Genomic DNA, 11,627 nt, shown 5'->3' with positions numbered 1-11,627 from the left:
CAGCCCGACATAGGGCAGCGCGGAATGAATACCAGACCGCGCTCAACTGAACATGGTGTGATCGCGGAAGGCTCACGAGTCGAGGCGGATACGGTTCCGCCAAATAGGTGATCGCCGCCCGAATTGCCTACCCCAGCAACTGCTTGCTCAGCCTGGCGCACTGGACGCGGATATCGGGAATGGCGTCGATCTCGAAGAAGGTGCCGCGCGTCAGCGGCCCGACGGCGAGGATTTTCCGCGAAACCGAGCCGTCGGCGGCGATGATCTCGCAATTGGCCGAGACGTCGAGGCCGATACGCAGCGGATCCGGCCGCGCCAGCCCGCGGTCGACCAGGGAGCGCACCACGCTGTTCGACGAGGTCGAGATGTCGCGCACGATGCCGGAGCAATCATAGATGCGGGCGACTTCGAATGTTTCGAGGCGCTGGGTGTGGCGCGACTGGACCTCCACCGCGAAACCGTCGCCCGGCGTGACGGCGACGACGCGCCCCGCGACCGGCCGGATGCGGCCGGACCGCACGGCGTCCGTCACCCTGGCGTAGACCTCGGGCGCCATGCGGTGGCGATGGATGTCCCACCAGGCCTTGGTGTGTTCGACGAAGCGGCGCTTGGCCGAGGCGGGCCAGTTCTGCCAGATCTTCTGGTTGAACGGCCGCAGGCCGTCGACGACGTCGCGCCAGTCGACCCCCGCCTTCTGGTTTTCGCGGATCAGGTCGCGGAACCAGCCGACGAAATAGGAAAGCTGGGTGCCGAGCGGGATGTCGGCGACGTCTAGCTTGATCGGGTTGCCCTTGCGGTGCGGCGAGGGCAGCAGGCCGCGCCGCGACACCGCGACGATATCGCCGCGATGGCCGCGCTGCTCCAGCGCCAGAAATGCGTCGACCATGCTGAGGCCGGTGCCCAGCACCATCACCCGGCTGTCCGGGGTAATCTCCGTGTCGGCTTCCGAGCCCATTCTGATCGCATGGCCTTGCGCCGGCTGTTCGTCATGGCCGGTCGCCAATATGGCCAGATGAGCGACGACGCTGGTGCCATTGGCAAGCGCCACATCGACGCCGGACGAGGTCGGTGTGATCGAGCGGCTCTCCTCATGGATCAGCCGCAGGCGCCCGGTTGGCTGTTCGCGGGCTTCGAGTTCGTCGAGCAACTCCCCGAGGTAGCGGGCATAGATGCTGCGCGGCGCATAGAAGGGCGTCTGCGGCGTCTGCTCCGGGCCTATCAGCCCACGCCCCTGCAGCCAGCGCCAGAAATTTCCGGGATCGTCCGCATAGGCGCTCATGCCGGCCGCGCTGACATTGAGAACATGCGCCGACAGCAGCGTCGAATAGGCGATACCCTGGCCGAAATGCGGGCGCTTTTCGATCAGCGTGACACGCAGGTCCGGATTCGGCGATTTCAACAGATGCGCGGCCAGCACGACGCCGCTGGCGCCGCCGCCGACGATGATGATGGAATTGATCGAGTTGGTCCGGCCGGTCATGCGCGATCGAGCCTCTTGCGAGGCGACGGCTTCAGGCCTGGACCTTCGCCACGACAGCCAGGTCGGTCATGCCCGGCACGACCGGCAGGTCGTCGGCGATATCGCGCATCTCGGCGAGGCTGCGCTGGTCGAGCACCTCGGCGATCGCCTGCCGAACCTCGAGCATCAGATGTCGGACTTGGCATGTCGCCTCGTTACAGTCTTCACAGCGCTGATATTGGGTACGGCTGGCGCAGGGGATAGGGGCCAGCGGACCATCCAGCACGCGCACGACGTGGCCGATCTTGATCTCGTCGGCCGGTCGCGCCAGGCGGTAGCCGCCATCCTTGCCCTTGCGGCTCTGGACGAATCCGGCATTGCGCAACTCGCCCAATATGGCGTCGAGGAATTTTTTCGGGATGTTGTTGCCGGTCGCGATATCGCCAACGAAAGCGAGCTGTCCGGCCGGCATCCGCGCCAGATGGACGAGCGCCTTGAGGCCGTACTTGCCTTTTTTGGTGAGCATGAACCGAACGTTTCTCTTGTCGTGCGACGGCCCCAGGCCATCCCTGCGAAACGCCTGGCGTGCCTCCCCGCCGCACCGAAGCGTCCATGACACATAAATTCTAGTGACATGATATACAACCCAATTTCGGTTGATCTTGCTTGGTTTTCAAACCGTTGCGGCGATTTTAGGCTCGCCTTGCGACCCCGGCGACACAGAAACGAGGCTTCCATGCGGGCAGGCCTGCGCCCGGGAACCGGTGACTCCGGTGATCGCCACGATACGCTGATCCGCCATCCAACTGCCTATGTCGATAAGATTACTATACTTACCGTCGAAGACGCGAAATCGTTTGTCAATTCCATCTCTATTTGAGGCATGGATTTGCGCGAAACTCTCGAAATCGGAAATTCCGGCAGCAATTGCAGCGCGACTGGATCGGCAACTCCCTGTCCTGTTGCCTTCAATAGGCGGGATTCGGGATCTCGATATCCACCGATTGTGGTGGAGATGTTTCGAGCGGCGAGGCGTACGGGCTGTCTCCCCGCCCGACAGCTCACAAGGGTGATGCCAAGGCGGCGACAAGCCTGACGAGATCGACCTGGCGGCGGACATTGGTCTTCTCGAAGACGTGCAGGAGATGGCTCTTGACCGTCGCGCCGGCCAGGCCAAGGCCACGTGCGATCTCGCGCTGGGTGCGGCCGGCGACGATCAGTTCGGCGACCCGCACCTCCGCCGGGGTCAGGCCATAGAGGGCGGCGAAGGCATCGAAGGGAAGGCTTAACGGCCTGTCGGCCGGGGCGATGAAGAGGGCGGCGGTGGCGCGGCGGAACAGGCCAGGCCGGCTTTCACGCCTTTTCAGCGGCAGCACGTGAATGATGCGGGGCTCGCCGGAGAGACCACGCGTCGGAAAACCGCTGCCGCCACGACGCCCCAGTGCGACCTCGTCGCCGGCCGCCTGGGCGACCGCATCCTCGATCGCCAATGACATTTCGCGCGAGCCATCCGAGACGACGACGCGGCCGTTGCTGACCTTGATCGGGTCCTTGCGGGTCAGCATCTCCTCGGCTGCCGGATTGGCACGGATCAAGGCCATCAGTTCGTCGACCAGCACGACGCCTACGGAGAGACCGTCCAGCACGGAGGCCACGTTGGCCGCGGCGATCGACTGCAAATCGAGCAACTGGCTGATGGCGATGGCGCGCCGGAAGTGCGGGGCCAGAAGACGCAAGGCATCGAGTTCCCCGTTGCCGACAATGCCGACCGTTTCATGCCGGCCGAACGAAAGCGTGGAAACCATGCGCGAATTGCGCTCCAGCCCGATCGCGACCGCGTCGACCACCCCTTGCGGCTGAGCCCATTCGCGAAAATAGCGGCTGGCGACCAGCGCGGCATCCGGCACCGCCTGGGACTGCGCGATGGGCTCCTCGAGCGGATATTGTTTCACCTTGGTGTCGCCACCCCAGAGATCGACCAGGTCCTGGCCATAGGAAGGAAGCTCGCCGAGCTTCAATGAATCGATGCCCGTCGCGACACCGAGCGTCACTTCCCCTCCCGGGAGCGGATACACACCGAGAACCGCGTAGCAGAACTCCAGTTCCCGTCGAATGCTGTCGACGACCGCTGGCCAGCGGCTGGGGTCGAGCACGCAATCATAGATGGTGCCGATGAGTTCCGAAATGCGCTCCGCCGGATAGGACCGGCCGGTCATGCCGGCCAACGCGGGTTGGCGGCCACGGTCAAGCATGGCGTCGTGCTGCCCTGATATCGCTTCAACGGGATCAATCCTCGGTCGCTTTCGCGATTTCACATGTCTGGAGTCGACAGGGAGGTGGGGGGCGCACCGAAAGCCAACTGAAAGCGATTAGAAAAAAATGAAAGCTGGGAGTCAAGCCTAATCCAAATGGTGGACGCCGCGCCGCGTCTTTTGTGATTGGCTGCGCCGGCCCAAGGATAGACTGAATTCGGAGCCGTGCGACGCGCATCAGGAGAGTTCTAGATTTTCTCCACCGCCAGTTGGCGCGTCGGCTCAGGGGATAGGACGACGTCTATACACGAACGCACTTGAGTTAGAACCTTCTAATATTTGGAGAGAACGTCAAGACGACCGCTTGTCAGCCCCGCCGACGGTCGACCTTCCGAAACAATGTTCGAAGCAACTCACGAAAGCGGGGCGGCCCTTGCCAGCCACGGTTGGTATACGGCCGAGGTCTTGCTGGCCGAAACCCCGACGACGTGCGGCCCAAGGAAGATCTGTCAACATGTCGGGTACATCGGAACTTTTCCTCAGTGCGATGCGAGGCGCCTTGCTGGGTTTTGCGGTCGCGGCCCCCATCGGCCCCACCGGCCTTTTGTGCGTGCAGCGCACGATCACGGGCGGCATCGGGCCGGGTCTGGCGACCGGCTACGGGGCGGCGACCACGCACTCGGTCTATGCCTCCATTGCCGCCGCCGGGCTCGGGGCGGTGGCGCAGGTTCTGGTGGGCTGGCACATGTTGCTGCAGCTCTGCGCCGGCATGTTTCTGCTCTATATGTCGCTGACGGCGGCACGGCTGACGCCGTCGCTCGACACGGCGTTGCAGCGGCGCATGCCGTCGGGCCGGGCCTATCTGACGGGGCTGGTCTGGACCCTGGGCAATCCGATGACGCTGGTCGGCTTTCTCACGCTTACGCCGGGAATCCTGGGGGCCGGCGTACCATCCTGGAAAACCCTGGCGCTTGTTTCGGCCGGAGTGCTGCTCGGCTCGGCGGCCTGGTGGACAACGCTGACACTGGCCACCAACCATCTGCGCAAGCGTCTGAACGGGCGTGGGCTGCGCTATGTCAATCTCGTGTTCAGCTCGGGCCTGCTGATCTTTGCGCTGTCGCTGTTCGCACGCGCCCTGCGCGTTTGAGGTTTTGCAGGTCGAAACGGGCAGGATCGAGCTGTCGGTGTTTCCTTGAAACGATGAACAGCGCGAACGCGCGGCTACGGCTTTGTTTTCGTCTTCGGCGACACCGCCATAGAGGGGGCGTCCGGCGGCCCGGCATCGTCGGGTTTCTGTTGCTCGGCGACTGGCGTGTCAGGCGCCTGCGGCGACCCGGAGGTGAGGTTCACCGACACGCCGTAGATTTTCCACTGACGGTTCGCCGGTTCGAACAAAAGCTCGAAATTGACCTGCATCGGCACGGACGGAAAGAAGCCCGCCATGTGCAGCATGCCGTTCGGTTCGATCTGCGGCAGCAGGGTCAGTTGCGGCTCCAGCACCGCCACCGCGCCGAAATCCAGCGCCTGCTTGCGCTGGTTGGAAAAGATGTCGCCGAGCCCTGCCGCGCTGTTGGCCTGGAAGTTCGGCGAGCCGAGATCGCGCAGTACCGTGTAGTTGCCGGTCTTGTTGGCCTGGTCGAGCGCCAGAAGCGTGCCGCGGATCAGGATCAGCACGCCGTTGCGATCGATCCCGGCGGCATGGGCCACACGGACCTTGTCGCCCTTCTCGGTCTTTTTCGTCTGCGCCCACGCAACGCCCGGGGATGCCGCCATCAAGCCGGCCGCCAGCAAGGCTGCCAGGGTGGCCCGGGTCCGCCCTGTCGCCGAACAGTGTAGGCGCTTCATTTGACCTCCGCGGTCGCAATCGAGCCGGCGGCGGGCGATACTGGCGACCGCGTCTGTGGGAACGCGGCCGCCAGCGGCCCCCTCGCACTCGTGATCAGTTCAGCGTCCACGAAGCCCCGAGGCTGACGCCGACATCGCCGCGATTGGTGGTCGCCGACAAGGCGGCGTTGAGCCGGAAATCCAGACTGGGATTGTAACCTAGACCGAGCGCCAGGCCCGACTGGCCCTTGAAGTTGCCGAAGCCGCCGGCCAGCGACAATTTTCCCGGCCTGTCGTCATAGCGCAGCCCGGCCGTGGCCAGAGCCAGCGCGGTGCCGGCACGGGCCTCGGTGCGGTTTTCGCTGATCTGATCGCCAAGGTCGCGGAAGCCCGCTTCGAGATCGCCGACCCGGCCGTCGAGCTGGGTAATGTTGGCGGTGTTGGTCGTCACCCTGGTATCGAGATCCGCGATCTCGTTGGTGTGCACCGCAAGCTCGTTGGTGTTGTTGGTGATACGCGTCTCATGATTGGCGAGTTCTTGGGTGTTGGAGCTGATCTGTGAGGTATTGTTGGTGATGCGCGTTTCGTGGTCGGCGAGCTCGGTGGTGTTGGCGTTGATCTGCGTCGTGTGGCTGCTTACCGTGCTGTTCAGGTCGGCGATGGCGATGCCGTTCTGGGCGACCTGTGCAGGCAGATTTGTAAGCGTGGCCACATCGAATGTCGACGCCGCCAGATTGCCGCCGGCGTCCGTCGTCACCAGATAGGTCGGGCCGGACTGCGCGTCCGTGCTTGCCTGCGAAGTGATCCCGGCCAGCGTGTAGGTGTTGCTGGCCGCGCCAAGCATGACCTGATTTTTGCGCGTCGCCGTAACGCCCGCTCCGATCGCGATGGAGTGGTCTTGGAGGGCGGTCGCACCCGCGCCCAGCGCGGTGGAGTTCAAAGCGTTCGCTTTGGCCGAAGCGCCAATAGCGGTGGCATTTGACCCGCCCGCCCCTCGGGCCCCGGCCTGAGCCCCGGCGCCGATGGCTGTCGTGTTGGAATTCTCATAGTTGATAGTGGGGCTGCCATTGGGGTCATAGTAACCGCCCGCGTTAGCGAGGTTGCCGAGCGCCACGCTGTTGTCGGCAATGGCACCCGCACCCTGGCCGATGGCCGTCGAGAAATCGCCATTGCTGTTGGCGAAGTATCCGCATGCGGTGGAGCGGGTCGAGCCTCCCGCATAGGCCGCTCCACCGTCCACGCCATTGAAATCCGAGCAGATGACTCCGGCGCGTGCTGCGCCCGGCGTGAAGGCGACAAAGCCGGTGGCCGCGATCGCCACCACCACTGCTGTCCCGAGGGCGGGCACTTGGGAGGATGCCACGCGCCCGAAAACCGCCGTCGCGGCCGACACTAGTCCATTGCCTTTTCGACTTAGGCGCCTTGTCGTGGCTGTTTCGCTTTTTGTCTCGGCAGCGACGTCTTCCGATACGCTCACGCGTCCAATCTTTTCTGCGATCACGCTCAAAGCCCTCGCTTCATTGCCAATTAATCGACCGAGTCCCCTGCCGGCGGCTGTCGGTCCCGCACGCTGGCCGAGCCGGGCGGGAGGTGCTCCGGCCATGGCTGGGCTGACAATCAAGCAGTTGCGCACTTGGCGGCTGTGCTGCCGTCCCCGAACAGCACTCGCCTTGCAAACACCGACGCCCTCGAACTCCGCGCAGGACCGCAGCACCCGACGGGGGCAACCGAACACAAAGAGAATGCCGCGTCTTCCACCATTCGGTGGATAGCGACGGCCGGAGTTCGATGGTAGCGCCCGAGGCCGGATGACCATCTCCGTCGGGAGATGATCAAAGGGCTTGCCCGATCCGGATCATGTTTTAATTTTGCTGCGGTACAGCAAGGATAGGGTGAGATGCCTTCTTCTCTCTCGTTGGGTCGGCTGTCCGAGCTGATCGGGATGATCTACGACGCCGCGATCGATCCCTCGCTTTGGCCTGTCGCGATCGACGAAATCCGCAAGGCGCTCGAATTCGACAACGCCACCTTCACCCTGCAGGCCTTGCCGTCGGGCGAGGTGCTGATCAATGTGACCAGCAACATTCCTCAGCACTATCTCGACCGGATGGCCGGCTATGGCGGGGAGGTTCTCGACCAATGGGGTGGGCTGGCGGCGTTGCGCGCTCTGCCGATGGATCAGCCGGCGGTATTGAGCCGCGTCAATCCGGACGCGGTGCGCTTCGACGTCACGACAAACCGCTACTCCCTGGAGTGGGCCAAACCGCAGGGTCTCGTCGACGTCATGGCGCTCGGGCTCGCATTCGACGAGCGCGGTCTGGGCTCGCTGGCGTTTGGCCGCCACGAAAGCGCGGGGCCGATCGGCGAGCGTGAGATCGAGGCCGCCCGATTCTTGATCCCCCATCTTCAGCGCGCGGCGACCGTCAACCGGCTGCTGGACATGGCGGCGATCGCCCGGTCGACCTTCGAGGCGGTGCTCGATACGCTGACGGCGCCGATCTTTCTCACCAGCGCCGACCTCCATGTCGTGCATGCCAACCCGGCGGCGCTCGAGCTTGTCGCCACGGGCGGCCTGCTGAGCGTCCGCAACGGCGTTCTCGTCGCCAATGTTTCAGCCGTATCCAGCGCGTTGGCCGTCGCCGTCGCCCAGGCGGCACGGGACGAGGGCGCGCTCGCCCGCAAGGGATTGGGTGTTCCGGTACGCTGGCAGGACGACTCGGCCGGGGCCCTGCATGTGTTGCCGCTGCGCCCTGGGCGCGGCTCGTTCGATGCCAGCGTGGTCGCGGCGGTGTTCGTGGCGCGCGCCGATACGCCTTTCGTCGCGCCGACCGCGCTGGTGGCGGCGCTGTTCGGTTTGACGCCCGCCGAGGCACGTGTCTTCGAGCAGATCGCGGTCGGCCGCACGGTGGAGGAGACGTCCGAAGTCCTCAGCATCGGCCGCAGCACGGTCAGGACGCATCTCCTGCGGCTGTTCGAGAAGACCGGCGCGCGGCGACAGGCCGAGTTGGTTCAGCTCGCGGCGTCGCTTGCGGCACCCTTGGCCGCCAGCACTGGATAGAAGCCACCGGCGGACCCGTCACGGGCGCTTCCGCTTTCGCGCCGCGCGGGAGTGCTCCAGTTTGGGCTTGCCCGCTTCGGATCATGCGTTCATTTTGCCATGCAGCAAGAATTGTTGCTTTGCAGCAGAAGCAGGTGGTGATGCGGTCTCCTCTCTCCATGGAGCGGCTGTCCGAACTGATCGGGCTGATCTACGACGCCGCGATCGATCCCTCACGCTGGTCCGTCGCAATCGAGGAGATGCGCATCGCGCTTGGCTTCGCGACCGCCGCCATCCGCCTGCAAGCGTTGCCGTCGGGCGAGGTGCTGGTCAACGTGACCAGCAACATTCCGCAGCCCTATGTCGATCAGATGAACAGCTACGGCGCTGAAGTCCTCGAGCTGTGGGGTGGCATGGCGGTGGTAGGCTCGCTGCCGATGGATCGGCCGGCGGTGTTGAGCCAGCTCAATCCCGACCTCGACACCACGACGAACCGCTATTTTGTGGAGTGCGGCAAACCGCAAGGCATGATCGATTCCCTGGCACTGCCGCTCGCGCGGGATGGGGGTGGTCTCGGCTCGCTGGCCTTCAGCCGCCATGTCGGTGCCGCTCCCATCAACGATCTGCAGATCGAGGCCGCCCAGCTGCTGATCCCGCATCTCCAGCGCGCCGCGACGATCAACCGGCTGCTGGACATGGCGGCGATCGCCAGGGCAACCTTCCAGACCGTGCTCGACACGCTGACGGCGCCGATCTTTCTCACCACCGCCGATCTGCAGGTCGTGCATGCCAACCCGGCGGCGCTCGAGCTTCTCGCCACGGGCGGCCTGCTGAGCGTCCGCCACGGCGTTCTCGTCGCCAATGTCTCGGCTGTATCCAGCGCGTTGGCCGTCGCGGTGGCCCAGGCGGCACGGGACGAGGGCGCGCTTGCCCGCAAGGGATTGGGTGTTCCGGTACGCTGGCAGGACGACTCGGCCGGGGCCCTGCATGTGTTGCCGCTGCGCCCTGGGCGCGGCTCGTTCGATGCCAGCGTGGTCGCGGCGGTGTTCGTGGCGCGTGCCGATACGCCCTTCGTCGCGCCGACCGCGCTGGTGGCGGCGCTGTTCGGTTTGACGCCTGCCGAGGCACGTGTCTTCGAGCAGATCGCGGCCGGCCGCACGGTGGAGGAGACGTCCGAAGTCCTCAACATCGGCCGCAGCACGGTCAGGACGCATCTCCTGCGGCTGTTCGAGAAGACCGGCGTGCGACGACAGGCGGAGTTGGTTCAGCTCGCGGCGTCGCTTGCGGCACCTTTGGCTGGTCTGGCGTAGAAAAGAACTCAGGCGGCCCTGCCGCGAGAATTCATTTCAACCAGGCAGTCCGATCCGCAAACCAATTTGCTCGATCACGCTGGCAAGTGTTGTCTTTTTGATCTCAAGCGAAATTTTCGTCTTCGCGCGCGCAGCTGGGATGAACAATTCTTCCTCGCTGTATCTACTCAGGAACTCCGCCACGGCCGACAATTCGGCACCCTTTACACAGATATTAATAATGCTGTGCGACGCCCGCTTTGCGACTCGCTCAGATAAGATCTGCAGGGGCCCGCAAGTGCAGTCACAATATCCTTCGTCGTGGTGATAAATACAAATGCAATGATCGTATTGCGGACAAACTGTATTACATTCGCAATCGTCCTCAATTGTCATCGTATTCTCCAAAAACTAGTGATGTATGGATTCCCATCGGATCTGGGACAGAGGTGGACGCAGACCACCACGAAAAGAATTTCGGGTCATCCACCGTTCGGTGGACAGTGACGGTCCCAGCCCGAGGATTTCACCGCCACCCGACGCCGCGCCGCGATGTGAAGGGTGCGCCATAGCCGCCACATCCGCCTCGGCGGCAAGCCGCCAGTGGCTTTTTTCCAACAAACGCCGCGCTGTTGGAAGGATTTAACTCTACAAGAACCATAGAATTAGCTGACTATGTACAGGCAATCCGGGTTTTCTCTTTTCACGGAGCCTTTCATGTCCAGCATTTCACGCCGCATCATTCTGCTGTCTTCGGCGGCCCTTGCCGGCGCCGCCTTCCTCGGCCCGGCCATGGCCGATGACCTCAAGATCACCATCGGCTACCAGACGGTGGTCGAGCCCTCGAAAGTGCCGCAGGCCGACGGCGCCTATGAAAAGGCCACCAAGGCCAGCATCGACTGGCGCAAGTTCGATTCAGGCGCCGACGTCATCGCCGCCGTCGCTTCCGGCTCGGTCGATATCGGCTATGTCGGCTCGAGCCCGCTGGCGGCCGCCGCCAGCCGCGAACTGCCGATCCAGGCCATCTTCGTCGTTGGCCTGATTGGGCCGTCGGAAGCGCTGGTCGCCCGCAACGGCGCCGGCATCGAAAAGGTCGCCGACCTCGCCGGCAAGAAGGTCGCCGTGCCGTTCGTGTCGACGACGCATTACAGCCTGCTTGCCGCGCTCAAGCATGAGAATGTCGACCCGAAGTCCGTCGAAATCCTCAACCTCAGGCCGCCGGAAATCGCCGCCGCCTTCGCGCGCGGCGATATCGATGCCGCCTATGTCTGGGATCCGGCGCTCGGCCAGATCAAGACATCGGGCAAGGTGGTGCTGGATTCCTCGCAGGTCGCCGCCTGGGGCGCGCCGACCTTCGACGCCTGGATCGTGCGCACCGACTTCGCCGAAAAGAACCCGGAAGCCGTGCGCGACTTCGTCAAGGTGACGGGATCTGCCTATACCGAATATCTCGCCAAGCCCGACGCCTGGTCAGTGTCGTCGCCGCAGGCCGCGGCGATCGCCAAGCTCACCGGCGCCAAGCTGGAAGAGGTGCCGGAGCTCCTGAAGGGCTACGTGTTCCCGACGCTTGAAGAGCAGGCCTCGGACAAATTCCTCGGCGGCGGCACGGTCAAGGCGGTCGCGGCCGCATCCGCCTTCCTCAAGGAGCAAGGCAAGGTCGACGCCGTGCTGCCGGACTACTCGAAATACGTGACTTCGAAATACGTCACCGAGGCGCTGGCTTCGAACTGACGGCATACACGCGCGACCCACCTTCCTGACGCCGT

Annotated in this window: 10 protein-coding genes; 4 read left to right on the top strand and 6 right to left on the bottom strand. The window is 64.1% G+C overall.

Annotation, left to right across the window (positions count from 1 at the left end):
- Positions 1–127: 127 nt before the first annotated feature.
- The 3 genes from LB569_RS21920 to LB569_RS21910 form a co-directional block, all read right to left on the bottom strand.
- Positions 128–1,480 (bottom strand): FAD/NAD(P)-binding protein, encoded by a 1,353-nt coding sequence (locus LB569_RS21920; RefSeq protein WP_224694056.1) that lies wholly within the window; start codon positions 1,478–1,480, stop codon positions 128–130.
- Positions 1,481–1,511: 31 nt separating this feature from the next.
- Positions 1,512–1,985 carry an RrF2 family transcriptional regulator gene (locus tag LB569_RS21915; protein WP_140703612.1) on the bottom strand — a complete coding sequence of 158 codons (474 nt, stop codon included), beginning with the start codon at positions 1,983–1,985 and terminating at the stop codon, positions 1,512–1,514.
- Between the two features lie 535 nt (positions 1,986–2,520).
- A complete protein-coding gene (locus LB569_RS21910) occupies positions 2,521–3,711 on the bottom strand; it encodes a helix-turn-helix transcriptional regulator (RefSeq protein WP_224694055.1) in 1,191 nt (396 codons plus the stop codon).
- A 514-nt stretch (positions 3,712–4,225) separates the two neighbouring features.
- Between LB569_RS21910 and LB569_RS21905 the strand changes: the two genes are divergently transcribed.
- Positions 4,226–4,858: a LysE family translocator gene (locus tag LB569_RS21905; RefSeq protein WP_181173611.1), complete on the top strand. Its 633-nt coding sequence runs from the start codon at positions 4,226–4,228 to the stop codon at positions 4,856–4,858.
- 74 nt (positions 4,859–4,932) lie between these two features.
- On the opposite strand, the gene LB569_RS21900 is transcribed toward LB569_RS21905, so the two are convergent.
- Both LB569_RS21900 and LB569_RS21895 read right to left on the bottom strand, forming a co-directional pair.
- Positions 4,933–5,484, bottom strand: coding sequence for a hypothetical protein (locus LB569_RS21900; protein ID WP_224694054.1), 552 nt, complete (start codon positions 5,482–5,484; stop codon positions 4,933–4,935).
- A gap of 166 nt (positions 5,485–5,650) precedes the next feature.
- Positions 5,651–6,928 carry a YadA-like family protein gene (locus LB569_RS21895; protein WP_224694053.1) on the bottom strand — a complete coding sequence of 426 codons (1,278 nt, stop codon included), beginning with the start codon at positions 6,926–6,928 and terminating at the stop codon, positions 5,651–5,653.
- A 504-nt stretch (positions 6,929–7,432) separates the two neighbouring features.
- Between LB569_RS21895 and LB569_RS21890 the strand changes: the two genes are divergently transcribed.
- On the top strand, positions 7,433–8,593 hold the full coding sequence (locus LB569_RS21890; RefSeq protein WP_224694052.1) for a helix-turn-helix transcriptional regulator: 1,161 nt from the start codon (positions 7,433–7,435) through the stop codon (positions 8,591–8,593).
- Positions 8,594–8,733: 140 nt separating this feature from the next.
- On the top strand, positions 8,734–9,882 hold the full coding sequence (locus LB569_RS21885) for a helix-turn-helix transcriptional regulator (RefSeq protein WP_224694051.1): 1,149 nt from the start codon (positions 8,734–8,736) through the stop codon (positions 9,880–9,882).
- Positions 9,883–9,918: 36 nt separating this feature from the next.
- On the opposite strand, the gene LB569_RS21880 is transcribed toward LB569_RS21885, so the two are convergent.
- Positions 9,919–10,257, bottom strand: a complete 339-nt coding sequence (locus LB569_RS21880; RefSeq protein WP_224694050.1) for a hypothetical protein — start codon at positions 10,255–10,257, stop codon at positions 9,919–9,921.
- Between the two features lie 321 nt (positions 10,258–10,578).
- On the opposite strand from LB569_RS21880, the gene tauA reads away from it, so the two are divergent.
- The gene (gene tauA, locus LB569_RS21875) at positions 10,579–11,592 is read left to right on the top strand and encodes a taurine ABC transporter substrate-binding protein (protein ID WP_224694049.1); all 1,014 of its coding nucleotides are present in this window, start codon (positions 10,579–10,581) and stop codon (positions 11,590–11,592) included.
- The last annotated feature ends 35 nt before the right edge of the window (positions 11,593–11,627 follow it).

This window comes from Mesorhizobium sp. BH1-1-4 (assembly GCF_020165665.1).
Classification (GTDB): Bacteria; Pseudomonadota; Alphaproteobacteria; order Rhizobiales; family Rhizobiaceae; genus Mesorhizobium.
The sequence above is the reverse complement of the archived record's forward strand: the minus strand, read 5'-3'. Positions and strand labels throughout refer to the sequence as shown.